Raw genomic sequence first — 22,205 nt, 5'->3', positions numbered from 1 at the left:
ATCATCATCAAACGACTCGTCTTCAACCTTAGCTTCTGATTCAGAGAAGTCATTATCAATTAATAGTTCATCATCAAAATCATCTTCTAAGCTATCTAAGTTAGCATTTTCAGAAAGCGCATTTGCGAGATCTTTCTCTGTTTGACTAAGTGCTACTGCATTTTCTTCACTCGGTGCATTTTCTTTAGGTTCTTGCGGCTCAAACGAAGGTTCATTCTCCAATAATGAATGATCATCGTCTAATTCAAGTTCAGGATATTCATCTAACTCTTCACTTGGCGTTATAAGATCGCTATCAAGCTGCTCTTCAATTTTTGTAAGATCTGAGTCATCGTCGCCCGCTAACGGATCGTCACCAAGATCTACTTCTATTTCTTCAAGATCGTCTTCAAGCTCATCTAAAGACCAATCTGGTGTTTCTATATAGTCATCATCCGTCGCTTGTTGTAGCTCATTTAAAAGCTCATCAACGCTCTTTAAAGTATCATCTGTATATTCTTCAAGCGCATCTTCAGGATCAAGAAGCGACTCTGATGTATCTGAAAAATCATCAACCGTTACATCTATAAGTTCAGGTTCTTCTTTAAGCTCAGGTTCTTCTGCAAGTTCAGGCTCATCGTCAAGCTCGGGCTCTTCATTTAATGATGAAGCAAGCGACTCAATATCATCAACATTTAATTCTTCTTGAGCATCTGCTAAATCCTCAACTGAGTCTGCCAATGCATTATCAATTTCTGAATCTCTTACATCTGAATTTTTTACTTCATCATCAATTAGGTTATCTATGTCGTCTAAATCAAAATCATCGCTTTGTTCAACTAATGAATCATTTGCAGTATCAACTGCTTCCTCATCAATTAAGCTATCTATGTCGTCTAAATCAAAGTCGTCACTTTCCTCAACTAATGAATCATTTGCAGTATCAACTGCTGCCTCATCAATTAAGCTATCTATGTCGTCTAAATCAAAGTCGTCACTTTCCTCAACTAATGAATCATTTGCAGTATCAACTGCAGCCTCATCAATTAAGCTATCTATGTCGTCTAAATCAAAGTCGTCACTTTCCTCAGCTAATGAGCCATCTGCAGTATCAACTGCTGCTTCATCAATTAAGCTATCTATGTCGTCTAAATCAAAGTCGTCACTTTCCTCAACTAATGAGTCATCTGCAGTATCAACTGCAGCCTCATCAATTAAGCTATCTATGTCGTCTAAATCAAAGTCGTCGCTTTCTTCTAGAAGTTCATCTTCGTCGAGTAACTCTGCATCAAGTGAGTCATCTACCACATCACTTTTTGGGTCATTCGCCTCATCAATTAAGCTATCTATATCGTCTAAATCAAAGTCGTCGCTTGTATCAAGTTCAGCTGAAGTGTTATTTGAGGTATCTAATTCTGTTGATGTTTGATCTAATAATTCATCTATATCAAAATTATCTTCATCTGCAAGCTCTTCACTTAAAGCCGCCATTTCATCATGAGATTCTAAGCTGTCATCCTCTAAAGCTTCGCTTGTTTGCGGTGCATCAAACTCAGGTAGACTATCGTCTTCATCAAACAAGCTATCTAAATCGTCATTAGTTAGGATTTCATCATTGTTAATTGAGTCATCAGATAAGTCTAAATCTATATCTTCAGCGTTTTCATCTGAAGGTTGATCAAACCCTTGCTGCATAAAAATATCGAGCTCATCATCGTCATCGGTATTTTCATCATCAAAAACAATGTCATCGCTTAGCAAGCTTTCGAGCTCATCCTGATCAAGTAAATTTTCGTCGCCAGAAAAATCATCTAAGCCGTCGTCTAAATCATCATTAGGCAACATATCACTTTCGAGACTATCATCTAATTGAACACTCAAGTCATCTAAAGGGTCAGGTACAATTGGATCGTCATTTAAGCTTGGGCCTAAATCATCATCGCCAGTATAAGTTGGGGTTTGTGGTAAAAAGTCATCATCGTTTTGCGGCTCTTCTTGATTACTTGCTCGTTTGCGTAAAAACATAACGATTGCAAAAATAATCAGTAACCCAGGAATAAACATTAACAAGCCCAGTACTATGGGGTTTGAAAATAATGAGCCAAAATCAAATGACTCTTTTGGTATTACTTCTTGTTTTTTTTGTTGGGCAATAATCTCGTTTTGTTTAACGATGAGTTCTTTTAACTGATTTTGAATTTCGCTGTCTTGTCCTAATTGCAAACGTAAGTTTTCGAGCTCTTTAGATATTCCTGATAACTGTTTTTTAAGATTATTATTTTCAACTAAAATCTCTTCTACATTACTAACTGAGCTTTTAAACTGTTGTTGTAACTCAACAAGCTTAGTACCTTGCTCTGTTTTTATTTCATTTAATTCTTTCTGTATCTCTTTTTTAGCATCGTCTACATCAATTTTACGCGCTTGAGTTACTTTTGTTTGCGCTGAGTTAATTTCGCTTTGTGTAAGCGTGCCATTTTTTTTCTTTTCCCATAATGCATCATCTTGCTCAGAGCGTTGCTTTGCGAGCTGCGTATTTACAGCTTTTATTTCGGCTAAGGTAGGGATTTTTAAATAGGCACCATTTTGAATGTGGTTAAGATTTTGTTCTAAAAATGAATCGGGATTTTTGTTATACAAAGCCTGCATAACTTGATAAATACTGACAGAATTGTCTGGGCGCACTTTAGCTGCTATACGCCAAAGCGTATCAGTTGGTTTAATTGGCCCAATTGATCGCCCTTGCGCACCATAGTCAACGCCTTTAGGCCCCTTTAATTGGGTACTGTCCTGAGAGTAAACTGGCGTTACTATCAATGCAGACGCTAATATAATAAGTGTAGCTAAACCGCGCATGCTGATCCTTTAATATTTAAATATTAATAAAACACCTAAAACTTAAGTGCATAAATATTGTTTATTATTGCTATTATCAGCCAAATGACTGACTCGCATTTATTATTACAATCTATTTTTATTGCAAGCTCTATTCCAATTACAAACTATAAACCAGTTAGAGCGTAATATCCATCGCAACACCTTGAAAATAAATGCCTTAAAACATCTTTATAAATATTAATTTATTGAGTGTTATCAATCAGTTTTTGTATTTTTAAAATTAAACGGCAAAAATTTGACAAGCCATATAAACAAAAAGCGGCAAACAACTACTGTTTACCGCTTCAAAAGCATGTTTAGCGCAATTAACTATTACATGTAATTGGCAATAAGCTCTTCTGCAATTTGAATGCTATTAGTTGCAGCACCTTTACGAGTGTTGTCACTTACAACCCACATGTTTAATCCATGAGGATGAGAAATATCAGCACGTAATCGACCTATATACACAGTATCGTTACCACTAGCGTCAGACACTGCTGTTGGGTAGTCACCTTCATCATCAATTAGCTCGACACCAGGCGCGTCTTTTAAAAGTTGTTTAACGTGTTCAAAGTCATAAGGCATGCGCGTTTCAATATTAATTGATTCTGAGTGCCCAAAAAATACGGGAACACGTACACACGTTGGGTTCACTGCAATAGTGGTATCACCCAAAATTTTATGAGTTTCGTTTACCATTTTCATTTCTTCGCGCGTATAGCCATTATCTTCAAAGCTATCAATTTGAGGAATAACGTTAAATGCAATTTGCTTTGGAAATACTTTATTATCCATAGGGCGTGCATTCATCAAATTAGCTGTTTGCTTTGCAAGTTCATCAACCGCGTCTTTACCTGCACCCGATACAGCTTGGTAAGTAGATACATTAATACGGTCTATTCCGTAAGCATCATAAATTGGTTTAAGTGCTAACATCATCTGAATAGTTGAACAGTTAGGGTTAGCAATAATATTACGATTTCTAAAATCAGCTAGGCTTGAAGCATTAACTTCTGGCACCACGAGTGGTATTTCAAAATCATTTCTAAAGTGCGATGTATTATCGATTACAATACAGCCGGCTTCAGCAGCAATAGGAGCATATTTTTCAGATACACTGCCACCAGCAGAAAACAAACCTATATGCGCTTGGCTAAAGTCAAAGCCTTCAACGTCAAGTACTTCAATGGTCTCACCACGAAACTTTATATCTTCACCTGCGCTGCGGCTGCTAGCAAGTAAAAAAAGCTGATCAACAGGAAACTTACGATCTGCTAGCGTTTCAATGATTTGACGGCCTACTAAACCAGTAGCGCCAAGTACGGCAACGTTATATTTTTGCGACATATTTCTTCCTCTATAAACGACATTAAAACAACATCGTTAGTTAAATAATTATTCAGCTATGCTAAAGCCAAGCTGGCTAAGTGCTGCTAGTTGTGAGCTATCACCTTGTAGAAATAAAGTGCTAAATTCTCGCCTTATTGGATAGTTTTTACGTAAACTATCAAAGCCGTCGCTCTCTAGACGACGAAGTAATATTCCGTCATCGCGGCGAACGTCATAAATTAAATGCACTAAACGGGCAATATCTTGCTCATTAAGGCTTTGCGTAACAGTTGCATTTGTAACGGCTGGTGTTGGTAAAAAATCATCCAACGATTTAATCGCCTCAACACCTTTGAGCTGACACAGTTTTTGATACAACATTTGTGTACCACGAGCTTTCCCCTCAAGTGTATGCCCTGCAATGTGCACACTAGCGTAACGAACATGCTCTAGTAATTCAGTTAAAATATTGGGTTCTTTCTCCCATACATCAAGTACTAAATCTAAATCAGCCCCAGCTTCCATTACCTCAAGTAATGCTTGGTTATCAATTACATCGCCACGGCTTGCATTAATTAGCGTGGTTCCTGGCTTAAGTGCCTTTAAACGCTCTTTACCCATCATGTGCAGTGTTTTATGCTCGCCACTTTTAACAAGGGGAACGTGAAAAGTAACAACATCTGACTGCGCTAATAACTCATCAAGCGCTACATGCTCTTGTAATAAGCCTTGTTCGTGCTTAATCGGATCGCACAGCAGTACAACTACGTTTAATGCTTTTAATTTTTGCGCCAAACATGTACCAATGTTGCCCATCCCTACAATACCAATTGTTTGACCACACAATGGACGCGCATTTTCTTGGCTTAATGCAAATAAGCTACTAATTACATATTCAGCTACAGCAACAGCATTACAACCAGGTGCACTTGTAAAAGCAATATTTCTATCATGCAGTAATTGCGTATCAATATGGTCAATGCCGATTGTGGCAGTACCTACAAAGCTCAACTTGTTAGCTTGTACCAAAAGTTCATGATTAACATTTGTCACCGAACGAGTAAGAAGAACATCTACATCTATTAATTGTTCAGGCGTTAATTTACGACCATCAAAACGCCCAACCTCACCAAAGTCTGCAAAGTACTGCTCAACTAAAGGCATATTTTGATCGGCAAGAATTTTCATTACAGAGTCCGTTTGGCAATTGAGAGGCGCCATTGTAGCGAACAACCTAGCCTTTACACAAACTAAAAAGGCGCATTTTAGTTAATACAAACACTCAAAAATGGGGATGTGGATTGTTTTAAATCAGCAATTTAAATTAGGAATTTAAACGATGCGAATAATAACTTTACTATTGAATACACAAAGGCCGAATCACAGCATGATTCGGCCTTTATTATGCAAAATAAACTTCAATTACATTATATTTTATTTACTTGATTTTAGTTTATAGCTCAAAATCTTTTTTGAATTTCAAACCAAATTCACTTCGATCATTACTGCGCATTACGCCAACAAAACCTGATTGTTGAAGACGACCAACGTCGTAAACTTCGTTTAGAACGTTTTCACCATACAGTGTAACTTCCATATCGCCATATGGATTAGTGTAGGAAATATTAAAACCAACTAGTTCACGAGAGTCAATTGTCTCACTTTGGTTATAAACTGATTGCCCTTGCATTTCGCTTCGGTACGAATAGTTAGCATTAAATGCAAGTGTTGCGCCGCTCTCTAAATCCATAAAGTAAGAAGGTGCAACCATGACAGTCCAGCGTGGTGTTAGTGCTGGTGAATCGCCTTTACCTATACCTTGTACACCCTCAGCCACTTCTGTTATTTCAGAATCTAAATAACCAACTGCACTGCGAATAGTAAAGTCATCTGTAATAGCGACGGTTGTTTCAAGCTCAATACCTTGTGCTTTAGACTGACCCGCATTTTCTACAATTGTTACGAAACCGCCACCTGCTGTTGGGTCTGAAAACGGTAATGCTAAATCAGTGTAATCAGTCACAAATACCGCAAGCATCATAGATACATTTTCGTGTACTTGGCCTTTTAGACCCATTTCGTAGTTAATCGCTTTCGTTTCGTCAAATGATACAAACTGGTCTGGTCCACCAAATGGGCGCGGTGGAAAACCACCTGTTTGGTAGCCTTTTTGAATCTGGCCATACACATTCATATTATTGCTAAGCTGATAAGATGCATTTACATCCCACGTAACTGCATCAAAATCTGCACTTACATACTTACGAGTAGGAAATGATGGGAATATAGCATTTGCATCTTTTTCATCTTTTGAATAACGAAGACCACCACCTACCGTTAAATCGTCAGTTAAATCGTAGCTTGCATTAAAGTAGGCTGCGTAAGAATTAGTTTCTTGGTTAATTTCAAAATCGCCGTAACCACCAAATGATTCTGTTACTCCGTCATTCAATAAGCCATTGGGTGTATTAAATGGGCTGAATACAAATGGGCCTGAACGTGTAAAGCCATCTTCATTAAAAAAGTAAAGGCCTGACACAAAGTCCATATTATCAAATGTTGCATTTAGTTGAATTTCAAACGAGTACTGATCAGCTCCGCCCTCTTCTGGAAACTCAGATAAGTTTAAAGGTGATGCATCGTCATCTAGGCCACCTTCATACTCAGATGTACGGTAGCTTGAGATAAATTTAGTAGTATAAGTATCGTTAATTGCCCAATCAGCCGAGAACGATGTGCCCCAACCTGAGTAAGAAGTTGATTCAATACCTGCAACGGTTGTGCCTAAATCATCAGGGTCTGATGGAATTAAATCTTGAGTCAATAATGGGAAGTCGCCATTAAACACATCATTTGCATCTAGCGGGTCAGTTAATTCAATTGTGTAAGGCGATTGACCTGACTCGTTATCAACTCCATCTAAAGCAAAAGTGAATGCTAAATCGCTGTTCGCTTGCCATTTAAGGGCTACACGACCACTGAATTCCTCTTCCTCACCAATTTCTTTCTCTGGATTTGCTAAATTAACAGCTTTACCAACACCATCACGTGTTTTGTAAGATGCACTCGCAGACATACTTAGTTCATCGTTTAGTGAGTTATTAAAATAAACATCACCAGCAATACGTCCACGACTTCCCAGCTTAGCTGAAGTAGTTACAATACCTTCATCACCAGGTTGCTTTGTAATTACATTTACAGCGCCACCTAATGTATTACGACCATATAAAGTACCTTGTGGACCACGAAGCACTTCAACACGCTCAACATTAGGTAATGATAAATTAGAACCCATTTGACGACCTAAATAAACGCCATCTAAGTATACGCCTACACCTGGATCAGTAGTTATTATGTGATCTTGCAGACCAATACCACGAATGAACACAGACGCATGTGCTGCATTACCAACACCGTAACGGGTGATGTTTAAGTTTGGAACATATTTACCAATATCTTCAAGATTACTCATATTGGCTTTATCAATTAGGTTCGCCCCAATTGATGTGATAGCGGTTGGAGATTCAAATAAGCTCTCTGTACGTTTACGAGCTGTGACTTCGATTTTTTCAAACGCGTCTTGTTTTGCGGTTGTTTTAGCTTCTTCAGCATTTACTGAAGTAGATAGTGCAGCGACAATTGCTAGGCTTAACTGTGAGAGTGTGCGTAGTTTCAAAATATTCTCCAAAGGATACCGTGTGATTTTTGTTATGCTTTTATATTGATAATATAAATTTTAGGCATAAAAAAAGACGCTAAATAGCATCTTTCCTCTGGACAGGTATTATATGACATTATTGTGAATAAATGTATAAATTATTTAAATAAATTCATAGAAAATGACAGTAATTTAAGCATTGTTAGCTTTAGATGAATTATCATAAATAAACCCCTCTAATATTTGCCCCACTAATGAACTGTTTTAAAACAAAAAATCTCATAAATACTACTTTAAAGAGCGCATAAAACATACTCATACATGTACTTTAGTGTATAAAAAAAGAGCTAAAACACATTCAGGTATCATTGAAATTAACTAAAAATAAGAATATAGTGCTAAAATGTAGTCTATGGATAGAATATTATGAATATTGAAAATACAGCCAATAAAAGCCCCACATGCTTCACCAGCCCAAATTACACATCACTTTTTTGTGTTGCAGCTGACTTCAACGTCCTACTTGTCAATTACCAAGCTTTAAATGTTATTACAAACCATGAACTTATAAATCAGTTTATGCTAAAAAACGGTCATCAAGGACTCGTTATTTTTGACGTGCCCAAAGACGGTGATGTTTTGGCATTAAAAGAGTGGCCTAATTTAAAAGGTTTGTTTTATGAAGGCACTGACAAAGTACTACTGCAGCAAGGATTAGAAGCAATAGAACAAGGAAAACTTTGGTTTCCACGTGCGGTAACTGATGGTTGGATGAGACAAATGCTAGCGAGTGAACAACAAACTGCGCTGCAATCAAATAACTTAACCTGCAAAGAAATGAAAGTATTAAACTTGTTATTTTCTGGCTTACATTCAAGCGCAATTGCAGACACTTTATTTATCAGTGAAGCTACAGTTCGTGTACATTTACACAAGGTGTATCAAAAAATCGCTGTAAAAAACAAGCAACAAGCATTGCTTTGGTGTCAAAAAAACTTAAATAAAATTAATAGTTAAGCGGGCTTATTTGAAACCTGATTGTATCTGAATACTCACCGGCAGCTTGCCTTTCGAAATCATTTAATTGAATTTTTAAAGGTAATAGATAAACGGTTTGTCCTGAGTATGTAAATTTATGTTGTGATAAGTTATCTAGTTGAAGCCAACTTCCAGCCAGATCTAGACTGTAATTAATTGCATATTTGTCTCTATAGAGACTATGTATTAATTTCCCATTATTATCTGAACTTACAGACAATTGAACATCTGAATTAGTAACGACTTGTAAACTAGGTAACATAGTGTATTCCTTACTCGGAATTAGTTCTCCCAAATTGATAGTATTTGAAAATGTATTATACCCAAGTACAGAAAGACTTGTCCTAGGGGCAATATTTTCTTGAATACTATATTCTCGCTCATCTAATAACTTACTCCCCTGATCATATAATTTCATTTGGAGCCTATCTGAGTATATACCTGCTTTAATTGGTGTTCCTGACGGTAGGACTAATGTCAATATCGTCGAAGAATCAGTAAAGTTTAACTTTAAAGTTGATGTGCTGACTAACTTACTTTGTATACTCTGCATCTCGTAAGGAATACTTTGAAATTGCCCTTTTAGCTGAGCTTGATTCTCACTTGTTAGCACGAGTTCTAATTGACAGCTTTCATCATTAGTGACGCTTATCCGTAGCTCTTTCTTAGAGTCTACTTGCTGTAAGGCATGGTAGCTTTCAAAATCATCATAAATATGTTCAATCTTATCGAACCTAGCGGCGCATTGCGCATGAATTAAGGGCGTAAAAATAAAGAGTGCTAAACCACCCAATAATAAACTTACTTTTTTATTGTACATAAATAGCTCCTTTGCGCTGTAATTGCTCACCTTCAGATACTTGAATCGTAAAATGTGACTTTTCTGCATTCTTAAGTGTAATTTTATAATTACAGGCGGTTAAACCTGTTAATGCAAATCGTCCTTTTTTATTTGTAAAAAATGTATGCTCTTTTTGGCTGTTTTTATCGATACAAATTGCAGTACCAACTTGTAATGATAAGGGTTTTTTCTGTTGATCATACAAAGTCGCAATCACTGATATGTTTGCAGCAGTCCCTATTGTGATTGCATGACCTGTTCGATAAGGTGAGTAAAGGGTAATTATGCCAGAACCAATATCATACCCCGGCTCTAAGTTATCAATATCGACTGTAACGTTGGTTGAGGCATATGAACTAATATCGTTTAATAAAATAGTTTCGAAGTCTTCATTATCAGCCCTATAGTTATCCTCATATTGTCCCAAGGTGATCTTTTTTCCTCTAAGGCTAGAGTGGGGTTCTATCAAAGCAAAGCTATCGTATATGGGTTTCCCAACAGCCCAACTCTTATCTGCAAATGCTATGCTTGATGCCAAGCTTAATCGGCTCTGATGGTAAGCTGAGGCCTCATTAAACTGCTCGTAAAAACTCCCATGATCAAAGTTCATAACAAAACGATTCGCGTTATATTGAGTATTTAAATCAAAAACAGCTTCATTTTGATCATTTTTTTCAAGCCCAGCTCTTATATTCAAAGCTCCAACATAGCGCTGATTACTATCTTGAGAGAATTCTAAGCGTGTTTTATCCTGCCTAGATTGATGAGATAATTTAGCCCGCCGAGTATTAGAAAACTTATAAGTGACAGACAACCTTACATCCCATTGACTTTCTTCAGCGAGACCCTCCCATTGCCCACCTAAACTATATCTCCATTGGCTATTATCGATCTCACCAGAAAAACTAACTCCAACTGATTTATCAAATTGAGCTTCATCATATGACCTTGATAAACTTGTAAAAAAAGATGTTTGCGTATTCTCTCCCCAAAAAAAACTATAATTAGCCTGAATATAATGCTCTCTTAAGTGAGAACTAGATTGAGAATCAGGTCGATAGCCAAGACCTGTAAAATATCTTGATGAGTATTCATAACCCACCGTAATGTCAGTGTTATTATCACTATGATTTCTATAGTTACTATAAACAATGCGATAAGCATGACCTGTTTTTTCATTGAAACTTATCGCATTTTCAAACGCAATTTGTCCAACTGTAGCTGCATAAATATTTTTAAAACCAATCTGCTGAGAATACTCATCACCTTGTACTGCCGCACCGGCTGTCCAGCTAGGTGTAATGCCATAATCAAGATAAAAGCTAGCTAGTGGCTCGTCGTAATCATAATCTAGCTCACTACCTAAGCGTGAAGGAACGCCTAAATGAAACTCATATTCCAGTTGCCCTTGAGCAAAAAGATCTAAACCGGTCGTTACATCAAAATCAACAAAACGGACTACTCCTGCTATATCAGTAATCCTCAAAGTAATATTATTGCTTCCTTCATTAAGGGGAATATCATCAAGAGAATATATACCTGCGGCTAAATTAAGTTTTTGTACTATCCGCTCGCCAACTAATACCTCAACAGAGGATGGACTCTCCAAGGTAAAACTACGTGAAGCGCTGGGTCTAATAGGCCTGTCAGAAACTAGCGAAAAATCATGTGAAAGCGACATACCTAGTACCCGTGCCGTTGATTGAAAGTAACTACCTGAACTATAATTATCACCAATGGATATCCGAAGCCCACTAAGCGGTAGGTCATGCATTACACGAGTACCTAAGCGCCTAATATTTGATGAAGTAGGAGCTACTTCAGATAAATACTCCACTTCGTTTTCTAAAACCCACCCTTCCCAACTCACTACCATTTCAGAGCGAATAGCTAAGAGGTCATCTGTTGTATTCTCGCCTTTATCTTGCTGATACAAATAACTTGAATAAGCATTAAAAAATCCACTCAGTTTAGCCGGTGCAGATGCTGTTAAATTCCTCGAATCTGATTTTAAACTTAGTTGTTGAGGGCGAGTCAGTGTAAGAGGTACTGATATTGCTAAGCTAAAATCACTCATATCGAATGAAATATTATATCCAAATAACTCTAATGCTTTTGTATCAATAATATTTTTATTAACCTTAGACTCTAAAGAATCAAAGTCCTCTGAAAATAAAAGTCGTTCAAACGAAACTTTAATTTCACTCCATTTAAGAGATAAATTATCATTTGGATCAACTGCAAGAGTTATTTTGCCAATAGCATTTTTATTCAGTTCTGCCTCAACGCTAAGTTCGATGGTTCTTTTAGACGGGTTAATTTTTGAATAACATAATTGAGTAAAGCTCAATAAAAATATACATAATAGAACTCGCATAACTAGCGAGCCAGCACTAAACGTAAATGATTTAAGCTTCCTCTCTGTAACGATTGCGGAATTGGGACTTTTATAACACTGGTGCTATTAGGAGCAAAAAAAACATCGTATCCGTTTGCTTTTAATTGATCTTTTAAAATTCGATCGCTTAGAGTTTTATTTTTAGTAATTTTTATTTCATAATCACTTAATCGTCCTGCCCCTTTTCCTTCATTTAATACTTCAGTGACAATAAAGCCATCTTCAACGTGAGGCTCTTTTATAGTCAGTTTAGGAACTAATCTAGGCTGGTCTAAATGAACAATTAAATTTACATTTAACAGCATTGTTAGTTGTGACTGTTTATCTATAGACTGGTTTACAATGGGCTGCTCAATCAAGCTAACTTGATAGCTTTTATCTGTACTAGGAAGTTTTTTATCTAACCATCTAAATTGCAACTGTTGGCTTTGCCCTGGTTGCAAAAATAGTGATGGAGGAAAAACCCACAATGGGGAATCATCTAAAGAAATTAATTTAGGCGTGCCTTGAGAAAAGTCAATTTCGTAAATTTGGATATCAAAAGCAATGTCTCTTGGTAATTGATTATGAACCAAGCTAGAAGCATTATTTGAACGACTATCAGGAGAGAAAGTAACCACCATAGGCGTTACTTCCACAGCAAAAACAGGTGTCATTACACTTACATATATAAAAAAGTAACTGCATATCCGCAGCATTAAAAATTGACCTCTAGATCACTGCTTGCTGCATTAAACCTTGTAGGAATTTTTATTGAAACCTCACGGCTAGATTTAGGTAATAAAATCTTTCCAGTCAATGCTTTACTCAATTCAGCCCCTTCTAATAATAGCTGTTGTTCATCACCTTTAATAAGCCACTGTGCCTGAGATAAACGGATATATTTATTACCAGTATTCTCTAGTAGTACACTCCATGTTTCTGTATCTACTTGACGTTTATTTTTAATTAATAATTTTGCCTCCGCACCTTTGGGAACTACATTAAACAAAGTTCTAAAGCTAACTGACATACCTACGCCTGATTGCCCCGCCTTTTCTAAATCAACAGATGCCTGATCAATGGCTACACGGTACGCTTTTGAGTTTTCTAATATTGGTTCCCCAATATATCGAACAATTACTGATTGACTTTGCCCAGACGGAATAATCGTAGTCATCGGAATAATTAAAAAGTCATCGTCGTTTGCTTTTAATGTTTCATCGCCATTAGGGTCAATTAGTAAATCAAACGCAGATATCTCAATAGTTAAAGGACTGTCTGAAGGGTTTGATATACGAATGGTTTGCTGTGATTGGCTACCTGAAGACTCTAGCTCCGCGACCATTGGTTTAACTTGAAAAGCCCCTGTAGAATATGAAGTTAACAACACTATAATTAGAAATATATAACGCATATAAAATCCCTCTTAATGAAGTAAAAGGCAGTAGCTACTGCCTTTTACTATGCTGCTTAGTTAGCTGTTATTGCCAACATAAGTGTATCAGCGTAAGTACCTGCATAAACTGGTGCTTGTGTTACAGTTAGTAATATATTTCCAGCTACGCCACCGGCGGCAAGGGTTGGTGAACCAGGACGACTTTGCGATTCTGACTGATCATTTTGGCCATTCTCAGCAGAAAGCGTAAAATCAAATGTATCTGCAGTTAACTTGGCAGTATAGCCGACACCACGATCTTCATGGTCAGCATTTTGTAAGTGCCCTTCAGATGTTGTTAATGACATTGTTGCACCATCAACATCATTACACTGCAAATCAAAGCCTACATTTTTAGTAGCACCTTCTGACAATGTTTGAAAGAATTGTGTAGTGTTAATGTTGCTCACCCCACAAACCGATGACACTGCGCCACCTACATTTAGATTTTCAGCAAATGCTGCGCCAGATGTTAGAGTTGCGATTGCTGATAACACGATTAACTTTTTCATTTTAATATTCCTTATCCATGTGACATATTTGTTTTAATTAATAGTTAGTGTTTTACCAAACTCCACCAGATACAACCGATGGTGTCATTTCTATGCGGAGCACATCCTGGTAACTACCTGCATAAATTAAAGGCTTATCTAGTTTTAGTTGTAATTTAGCTACGCTGTTAAATAGAATCTCATCAACATCAAAATTGTAGATAGATTTAAGTTCAAGTGCCGTTGCAGAAACTTCGCTTGAAACGCCCTCTATTGACCAATTCAGGTTATAAGCATTTATTTGAGTACTTTGCTGATGGCGCAGGCCACCATTTTCAGATTGCATTGATACTCGCATAGGTGAATTGCAATTAATCACTAGCTTTGTACTCGCGAGGCCATCTGAAGAAAAGTGAAGGTTATTATTTTGTGTAGTAAAGCCGCACACTGGTGAGATATAACCTACCAAAGTTAAACTTACTTCATCGTTACTGTATGCATTCATTGCAAAGAAACATAATAAAAACCATATTACCTTCTTCATCCGCGCCATCTCCTTTGACCGACCTCGCTAGGACAGGACTGATACTATGATAAATTTGCCGTTTAGAAAGTTGTTATTTGCTTATGACTAGCTTTACTTATTGATAATTTCAACTACGGGAGATATATAAAAATATAAACATTTAAACTAAATAGTTTACTCTAAATCTATAGAGTGGAAGATTAAAGGTTCTATGAAGCAACAAATACAATACTTACGACTTATCAGTTACCTTCAAAAGTTATAAGCAAAAATAAAAAAGTTACTACCCACATATTTAGAGACCCAAATCTGGCACTAAACATTTTTAAACATAAAATATTTGCATCTAATTTATAAAAAGAAACAATAATACTAATTAAAATTAAAATAAAAAACTTAAACTATTCTAATTATTAGATAAATAGAAGTTATAGACCTATAATAATAAAGAAATCAACATCTAAATAACAAATAGGAAATACATATGAAAAAGCTATCTGTAGCAGTAGCTGTATGTGCTGTACTTGCATCTAGCTATGCAAGCGCTGAAGTACGTATTAATGGTTTTGCATCTATTGTGGGTGGTAAAAGCCTAGACAGTGATCAAACCTTATACGGATATGACGACGATATCTCATTTAAAAATGAGAGTAAGTTCGCTTTACAACTATCTGCTGATCTTCAAGAGAAGCTAACGGCTACGGCTCAAATTATTGCGCGTGGAGAGGACGACTTTGACGCCACATTCGAGTGGGCATATGTTACTTATGAATACAGCGATGAACTGCAATTTAGCGCTGGTAAAATGCGTGTTCCTTTCTATAAATACTCAGATTTCTTGGATGTTGGCTATGCTTATCGCTGGGTACGTCCACCTCGCTCAGTATACGGTATCCCATTTTCGACTTATGAAGGCTTGAGTGTTGTTTACAACAATCAATTAGGAGATTGGGACTCTACTTTGCAAGGGTTTTATGGCGCTTTTGATGGCGATATAAATGTATTTGGAGATAGCTTACCTGCTGAGTTAAATAATTTAGGCGGTATAAACTGGAGCCTATCATACGACTGGTTCAGTGCACGAGCTGCATATATTGTGGCCGACACTAGCATTTCATCTAATGACAGCGGTTTAATTGGACTTGTTGAAGTACTTAATACTAACGGTTTAACGAGCACAGCAAATGATCTTATTACTGACGAAGATGAAACAACCTTTGTTGGTATTGGCTTCTCTATTGACTATGATAACTTCTTATTTGATGCTGAATATACACAGTTTGAAGTAGAGGGAAGTATTTTGGCTGAACAATCACAATACTATGCCTCTGCCGGTTATCGTATAGACGATGTTATTGTTCACTTCACCTATGAAAAAAATGATGATAAACATGATTCGTCACGTTTTAATACTCTTGAATCAATTCCTTTATTAAATACTACAGTGAACTTTGCCCTAGAGAGCATGCGTGCAGAGAGTAACGTATACACAATTGGCGCACGTTATGACTTCCACCCTTCAGCTGCATTTAAAATTGACTTTAGTCGATTTGATGATGACATCACTGACACTGAAACGGATATAGTCGCCGTTGGTGTTGATTTAGTATTTTAATTGGAGCGGAATATGAAAAAATTAATCCTAGCTAGTGCGCTTTCATTATGTTCTTTCGGTGCTTTGGCTGAAGTTGCAGTAATTGTAAATCCTGGTAATGCAAATGCACTTGATGCAGAGACTATTAAGAAAATTTACTTAGGAAAGGCCAAGTCGTTTGATAACGGCAATAAGGTCAACCCAGCAACTCAAAACGGTACCGCTATTGCTGATGAATTCAATTCTAAAGTGGTAGGTAAATCGAGCAGCCAATTAAATGCCTATTGGTCAAAACTTGTTTTTACAGGTAAAGGAACACCGCCTGAAAAGTTTGATTCAGATCAAGCTGTCATTGACTTTGTTGCCGCTAATGGTGATTCAATCGGCTATATAGATAGCAGTAAAGCAACTGACAAAGTTAAAGTGATTGCTACCTTTTAATTGCTATTATTAAATTAAAAAAACCACCTAATCGGTGGTTTTTTTATAACTTAACTTTAATAACAATTCGCTCGATTAAGTAAGATATTTTGAGGGAGAAAAACTGTTCAATAGAAATTTTAACACAGCTAGCGTCTGATCTGCCCTCTCAAATTGAATAAGCATTACTTCGAATTGATTTAGCTACGTTACTCAATTTTAAATTTAGCCGTGGCATCTAATAGGTTATCTGAAAGGTAATGAAGGTTTTTAGCTACATCCCTCACAGCCGTTAGCGAGTCCATTGTATCTTCAAATGATACGTGCATATTTGTCACGTTTTCTACAACCATAGCAGCAACTGATGTTTGCTCTTCTGTGGCAGCAGCAATTTGTGAGTTCATTCCATTTATTTCTAACATTTGCTCTGCAATTTTCTCTATAGAAATACCCGTTTTTTCTGCTGCAGTTGCATTATCTGTAGCCATATCTCTTGCAGTCGTCATTGCAGTAACTGATTCGTTAGCCGCTTCAGTTAAAGTAGTCAACAGCTCTCGAATCTCATTTGTAGAGTGAGCAGTTCGCGATGCAAGCTCTCTAACTTCATCAGCAACAACAGCAAAGCCTCGGCCATGCTCACCAGCACGGGCAGCCTCAATGGCAGCATTAAGTGCAAGTAAATTTGTTTGCTCCGCTATTGATGTAATAACATTTAATATTTGCGACACATTTTTTGTATCGTCTGCTAATTTATTGATAGTTGTAGCAGCGTGATTAATCTCATCACTTAACGTACGAGAAGCGGTTACTGATGTTTGTACTTGAGTTCGACTTTGCTCAACTTCTTTCTCAGCCGTTTGCGCTGCATGAGAAGCACTTGCAGCTGATTGAGAGATATCTCCTACACTCTGTTTCATCTCTTCCATCGATTGCTTTACAATCTCAGCATCAGTGGTTTGTTTAGTCGTTGCACGCTCCGCTTGTTCCATCCCCTGCACTAAGCGAGTAGAGTTTTCCATTAACGGTTCGCAAACCGCGATAATTTCTAACACCGTTTTTTTCAATATGCCAATAAAAGAGTTGAAGTTTATAGATACTTGGCCTATTTCATCTTCAGAGTTAACTGTCAATTTAGTGCTTAGCGAGCCTTTACCGCTTGCTAATAAGCTTAAATTATTTGCCGCATCACTTGCCGAAGAAGCAATTCGCTTAGCTATCCAAATAGCCATAAAGAGTAATAAAATAAGCGATACAATAGAAACAGCTAACATTAACGTAAGGGCGTAATCAGAGCGGTCCTTTGTGCTTGCAACAAGTTCAAAAAAACGATCGTCAGCTTTGACTTGTGCTGCCTTAAACTTTTCTAGGACATCGTTATAAAGCGCTGTTTTCCTCTGTGCTTGTTGTTGAATTTTACTAAAATCTGCTGTTCCATTTACCATGCCATTTGCGATAGTCGCTGATATTTTTTCGTAATTTGCGAGCTGCTCTTTAGTGTCACTGTGAATGTAAGAGGCATTTATTTTTTCTATCGCAATAATATTCAACTCAAGTTGCTTGTATGTGTCAGATGCTTTCTCGACTAAATCTTGCTCACCAAATGTTACGGCTTGGGTGTAAAGTTCGTCCAGCTTCTCTAAAATGCCAACATTAGCAGATGTTAACTTAACAACTTTGTAGGATGATTTTTCCATTTCATCAAGTGCAATTCTATTATCATTCATAGCAAAATAGTTGATCAGAACAATCACTAAAAATGCAACGACAGCAATACTCGTAATCGCATGTATTTTTTTACTTATGCTGAGATTTTGAAAAGTGAAGCCTGAAGCCATTGTGGATACCTTATTTTATTGTCTAAATCTATTATCGGCTTATTACTCATAAGTGTTAACTAAATTTGTAAAATTTCTAGTTTTTTTACAAATAATTCAAAATTCTACATAACTAATTGCCCTTTAAAAAAAGAAAGTACAAATAACATTCAATTTAAATCGCAGGCACAAAAAAACCAGTAACATTTCTGTTACTGGTTTCTAAATTTGGTGCGGATGGGGGGACTTGAACCCCCACGCCCGAAAGCACCACCCCCTCAAGGTGGCGTGTCTACCAATTCCACCACATCCGCATTTTTAAGCTTTCGCTTATTTGTTAAACATATGATTTATTTGAGGAGTATAAATCGTTTAACGATAGCATTACGCTAAATTAGTTCGGTACGTCAGAGCTTTGCTCTTTCGTAGATGTTACCGGAACATCTTCTTCAACAGGAACTACAGTTTCTACTGCAGGAGCTGCTTCTAGGTTTTCCCACTCGTCAGTCTTTTTAATTTGACCTGCAGTTAAGTTACCTAGCACAATGCTTAAAACAAAAAATACTGTTGCTAAGCTTGTGGTTGTTTTTGTCATAAAGTTACCAGCACCAGACGAACCAAAAACCGTGCCTGAAGCACCAGCACCAAATGAAGAACCCATATCTGCGCCTTTACCTTGTTGAATTAAAACCATTCCAACTAGAGCTAAAGCCACAACTAAATAAACTACTAATAAAATTTCGTACATCTTATACAGTCCCTTTTGCACTGTTACAGATTGCAGAAAAAGATTCTGCTTTTAGACTTGCGCCGCCAATTAAGCCGCCATCTATATCTGTTTGTGCAAATAATAATTCGCTATTTTTTTCATTAACGCTACCACCATATAAGATGGAAAGCCCTTGTGCTAAAGTGCTATCAAGTGCAGCAATTTTATCACGGATAAATTTATGAACAGTTTGTGCCTGCTCTGGCGATGCAGTCTTACCTGTGCCTATGGCCCAAACGGGCTCGTATGCTATCACAGAATCTTTCAGTGCTGCTACACCTAATTTTTCAATTACTGCATCAATTTGTGCAGCAACTACTTGTTCGGTTTGACCGTTTTCTTGCTCACTTTCACTTTCGCCAACACATAAAATTGGTGTTAACCCAACTTCTTGTGCTCTAGCAAACTTTTCAGCGACAGTTTCATTACTTTCGTTATAAATACTGCGGCGTTCAGAGTGACCAACGAGTACGTAAGTTGCACCTAAGTCTTTTAGAAGCTGTCCGTCTACTTCACCGGTAAACGCACCAGGTGTATTTTCAGAAACAGTTTGAGCACCTGTAGAAACACCACTAGCTATCATCGCAGGTACAAGTGGGAATGGAGGAAATAAAACAATGTCCATCTCTTGTGATTTTACATCGTTAATAGCATCAGACATTTGTTTAACTAGCTCTAACGAACCATTCATTTTCCAGTTGCCTGCGACCATCGCCTTGCGTATTGCCATTTTCCACTCCACATTAGAAAGCGGGCGAGATATTAACTTTTCTCGCCCAAAGTTACAAGAGGTTATTGTTATTAATCAGTCTGTTTGCTCATAGATTCTACAACAGCTGCAATTTTTTGAGCGCTGTCTATTACAATTTTTTCTTGCTCGGCTTCAACCATAACACGAACAACAGGTTCTGTGCCTGATTTGCGCAGTAAAACTCGGCCTTTGTCGCCTAAAGCAAGCTCAACTTCTGCTACAGCTGAAAGTACCTCTGGCGCTTTTGTCGGATCTGTTCCAGCGGTATAGCGCACGTTAATCATTTTCATTGGATATTTAGTAAAACCAGCACCCAAATCTTGTAGTGTACGGTTTTGTGCAACCATAGCTGCAAGTACTTGCAAACTTGATATAATGCCATCACCCGTGCTAATTAAATCTAAATTTAATACATGGCCTGAGCTTTCACCGCCAATTTTCCAGCCTTTTTGCTGTAGTAATTCCATTACATAGCGGTCACCCACTTTACTGCGAGCAAACTCGATACCTTTTGCTTTTAAAGCATTTTCAAGACCCATGTTAGACATTACAGTGCCAACTACACCTCCACCCAACATATCATCTTCGGCAGCTTGGCAAGCAATAATATAAACTAAATCGTCACCATCAAATACACGACCATTATGATCAACCATCATTACACGATCGCCATCCCCATCGTATGCAATACCTACGTCAGCTTTAAATTCAAGCACTTTGCGTTTAAGGGTATCTACATGAGTAGCGCCACATTCATGATTTATATTAACGCCATTAGGCTCGCATGCATGTGTTATAACTTCAGCGCCAAGTTCGCGCATGACAGAAGGAGCTATATGGTATGTAGCGCCATTTGCGCAATCGACAACAATTTTAAGCCCTTCTAAAGATAACCCTTGGGGGAACTGGCTCTTACAAAACTCTATATAACGGCCGTCTGCACTAACTAAACGCGAAGCTTTACCTAGTTTATCTGAAGCAACACATGTCATTTGCTCATCAAGCATCGCTTCAATTTGAAGCTCTACTTCATCGTCAAGCTTTAGACCCTGCCCATTGAAAAACTTAATACCGTTATCGTAATAAGGGTTATGTGAGGCACTAATTACTATACCTGCCTCTGCACGAAATGTTTGCGCTAAATACGCAACTGCAGGTGTCGGCATTGGACCCAGTAATACAACATCAATACCAGCGGCAATTAAACCAGCCTCAAGTGCAGTTTCAAGCATGTAGCCAGAAATACGCGTATCTTTACCTATAATGACTTTTTTAGTACCACTTTGAGATAATACGCGCCCTGCAGCCCAACCCAACTTCATTGCAAACTCAGGGTTAATAGGTGGCGTTCCTACTAGACCACGTACGCCATCAGTACCAAAATATTTTCTTTCTTTCATTATGCAATTCCTTTCTCGCAGGCTTGATATACACCAAGTACGTCTGCGGTTTCTTTAACGTCATGTACACGAATAATTTTTGCGCCATTTTGCGCCGCGATTAACGCACCCGCTAAGCTGCCCGCTAATCGCTCATTTGTTTCTCTATTTAATAGATTACCTATCATCGACTTACGAGATAATCCGGCCAATAATGGCAAACCTAACTTGTTAAAATCATCAAACTTAGCCAATATTTGATAGTTATGGCTAAGTGTTTTTCCAAATCCAAAACCAGGGTCTAGAATAAGTCGCTCAAACTTAATCCCTGCTGTTTCACATGCTTTAATACGTTCACTAAAAAACATATTTATATCTGCAAACAGATTGTCGTAATGAGGTGCGCACTGCATGCTGCGGGGTTGCCCTTGCATATGCATTAAACAAATTGCTACATCTTCATACTGCGCAACCGTTTCTAAGGCGTTTATTTCTTGTAGAGCTCTTACATCATTGACTATATCTGCCCCAGCGAGTATTGCTTGCTCCATTACTTGTGCTTTACTGGTATCAATTGAAATAACGCAATCACTGTACTCACGTATCGCTTTAATAGCAGGAATTACTCGGGCTAGTTCATCTTTCAAACTCACATCTGGCGCGCCGGGGCGGGTAGACTCTCCCCCAATGTCTAAAATTTGCGCACCATCCCCTAACAATTGCATTGCGCGCTTTAGCGCTATTTTGGGGTCTAAAAACTGCCCGCCGTCAGAAAATGAGTCTGGCGTTACATTCAATATTCCCATAATAACAGGCTTTTCAATATTGAGCGTACGTCCTCTGGGAAGCTTTAATATATTAGTCATTGCCAACCTTTATTCTTTTTCTAAATAGCTGATACAAAAAAGCCCCGAAATTCGG

At 37.6% G+C, this 22,205-nt stretch carries 18 protein-coding genes and 1 tRNA gene; 3 read left to right on the top strand and 16 right to left on the bottom strand.

The genetic code is table 11. The annotated features are described in order from the left end of the window. The 4 genes from H5159_RS07770 to H5159_RS07755 all read right to left on the bottom strand — a co-directional run. Positions 1-2,835: FimV/HubP family polar landmark protein (locus tag H5159_RS07770; protein WP_310742393.1), on the bottom strand; the 2,835-nt coding region annotated here is incomplete at its 3' end. A gap of 354 nt (positions 2,836-3,189) precedes the next feature. Beyond that, entirely contained in the window at positions 3,190-4,206 is a 1,017-nt protein-coding gene (locus H5159_RS07765; protein WP_024594855.1) for an aspartate-semialdehyde dehydrogenase, read from the bottom strand. Positions 4,207-4,254: 48 nt separating this feature from the next. Next, positions 4,255-5,376: a 4-phosphoerythronate dehydrogenase gene (locus H5159_RS07760; RefSeq protein ID WP_182780101.1), complete on the bottom strand. Its 1,122-nt coding sequence runs from the start codon at positions 5,374-5,376 to the stop codon at positions 4,255-4,257. A 265-nt stretch (positions 5,377-5,641) separates the two neighbouring features. Then, complete coding sequence (locus H5159_RS07755) at positions 5,642-7,864, bottom strand: TonB-dependent receptor (protein ID WP_182780100.1); 2,223 nt, start codon at positions 7,862-7,864, stop codon at positions 5,642-5,644. Positions 7,865-8,272: 408 nt separating this feature from the next. Between H5159_RS07755 and H5159_RS07750 the strand changes: the two genes are divergently transcribed. Next, positions 8,273-8,863, top strand: coding sequence for a LuxR C-terminal-related transcriptional regulator (locus H5159_RS07750; RefSeq protein WP_182780099.1), 591 nt, complete (start codon positions 8,273-8,275; stop codon positions 8,861-8,863). Here H5159_RS07750 and H5159_RS07745 read toward each other — a convergent pair. From H5159_RS07745 to H5159_RS07720, 6 genes are read right to left on the bottom strand one after another with little or no spacing between them, the layout of a single operon-like run. Next, a complete protein-coding gene (locus H5159_RS07745) occupies positions 8,853-9,704 on the bottom strand; it encodes a hypothetical protein (protein ID WP_182712939.1) in 852 nt (283 codons plus the stop codon). The two genes, H5159_RS07750 and H5159_RS07745, sit on opposite strands and share 11 nt — an antisense overlap. Then, complete coding sequence (locus H5159_RS07740) at positions 9,694-12,102, bottom strand: fimbrial biogenesis outer membrane usher protein (RefSeq protein ID WP_182715989.1); 2,409 nt, start codon at positions 12,100-12,102, stop codon at positions 9,694-9,696. Before H5159_RS07740 ends, H5159_RS07745 begins: the two co-directional genes overlap by 11 nt. Before the next feature lie 2 nt (positions 12,103-12,104). After that, complete coding sequence (locus tag H5159_RS07735; protein WP_259396093.1) at positions 12,105-12,779, bottom strand: hypothetical protein; 675 nt, start codon at positions 12,777-12,779, stop codon at positions 12,105-12,107. A gap of 41 nt (positions 12,780-12,820) precedes the next feature. After that, complete coding sequence (locus H5159_RS07730) at positions 12,821-13,519, bottom strand: molecular chaperone (RefSeq protein ID WP_182673106.1); 699 nt, start codon at positions 13,517-13,519, stop codon at positions 12,821-12,823. A gap of 56 nt (positions 13,520-13,575) precedes the next feature. Continuing rightward, the gene (locus H5159_RS07725; RefSeq protein WP_182673105.1) at positions 13,576-14,052 is read right to left on the bottom strand and encodes a hypothetical protein; all 477 of its coding nucleotides are present in this window, start codon (positions 14,050-14,052) and stop codon (positions 13,576-13,578) included. Positions 14,053-14,104: 52 nt separating this feature from the next. Next, positions 14,105-14,575 (bottom strand): hypothetical protein, encoded by a 471-nt coding sequence (locus H5159_RS07720; protein WP_182673104.1) that lies wholly within the window; start codon positions 14,573-14,575, stop codon positions 14,105-14,107. A 466-nt stretch (positions 14,576-15,041) separates the two neighbouring features. Here H5159_RS07720 and H5159_RS07715 point away from each other — a divergent pair, with 466 nt between their 5' ends. Both H5159_RS07715 and H5159_RS07710 read left to right on the top strand, forming a co-directional pair. Further along, entirely contained in the window at positions 15,042-16,172 is a 1,131-nt protein-coding gene (locus H5159_RS07715; RefSeq protein ID WP_182780098.1) for a porin, read from the top strand. A gap of 12 nt (positions 16,173-16,184) precedes the next feature. After that, positions 16,185-16,592 (top strand): hypothetical protein, encoded by a 408-nt coding sequence (locus H5159_RS07710; protein ID WP_002962772.1) that lies wholly within the window; start codon positions 16,185-16,187, stop codon positions 16,590-16,592. 188 nt (positions 16,593-16,780) lie between these two features. Here the strand turns inward: H5159_RS07710 and H5159_RS07705 are convergent, their stop codons facing one another. The 6 genes from H5159_RS07705 to folP all read right to left on the bottom strand — a co-directional run bounded on the left by H5159_RS07705 (position 16,781) and on the right by folP (position 22,150). Then, on the bottom strand, positions 16,781-18,406 hold the full coding sequence (locus H5159_RS07705) for a methyl-accepting chemotaxis protein (RefSeq protein ID WP_182780097.1): 1,626 nt from the start codon (positions 18,404-18,406) through the stop codon (positions 16,781-16,783). Positions 18,407-18,614: 208 nt separating this feature from the next. Continuing rightward, positions 18,615-18,699: transfer RNA gene (locus H5159_RS07700), tRNA-Leu, on the bottom strand. 80 nt (positions 18,700-18,779) lie between these two features. Beyond that, positions 18,780-19,133, bottom strand: coding sequence for a preprotein translocase subunit SecG (gene secG, locus H5159_RS07695; RefSeq protein ID WP_002962769.1), 354 nt, complete (start codon positions 19,131-19,133; stop codon positions 18,780-18,782). A 1-nt stretch (position 19,134) separates the two neighbouring features. Beyond that, on the bottom strand, positions 19,135-19,884 hold the full coding sequence (gene tpiA, locus H5159_RS07690) for a triose-phosphate isomerase (RefSeq protein ID WP_002962767.1): 750 nt from the start codon (positions 19,882-19,884) through the stop codon (positions 19,135-19,137). Between the two features lie 71 nt (positions 19,885-19,955). Continuing rightward, entirely contained in the window at positions 19,956-21,305 is a 1,350-nt protein-coding gene (gene glmM / locus H5159_RS07685) for a phosphoglucosamine mutase (protein ID WP_002962765.1), read from the bottom strand. Further along, a complete protein-coding gene (gene folP, locus H5159_RS07680) occupies positions 21,305-22,150 on the bottom strand; it encodes a dihydropteroate synthase (protein WP_154903580.1) in 846 nt (281 codons plus the stop codon). The genes glmM and folP overlap by 1 nt, the downstream gene beginning before the upstream one ends. Between the last annotated feature and the right edge of the window lie 55 nt (positions 22,151-22,205).

The organism is Pseudoalteromonas sp. SG43-1 (assembly GCF_014164415.1).
Taxonomy (GTDB): Bacteria; Pseudomonadota; Gammaproteobacteria; order Enterobacterales; family Alteromonadaceae; genus Pseudoalteromonas; species Pseudoalteromonas distincta.
The sequence above is the reverse complement of the archived record's forward strand: the minus strand, read 5'-3'. Positions and strand labels throughout refer to the sequence as shown.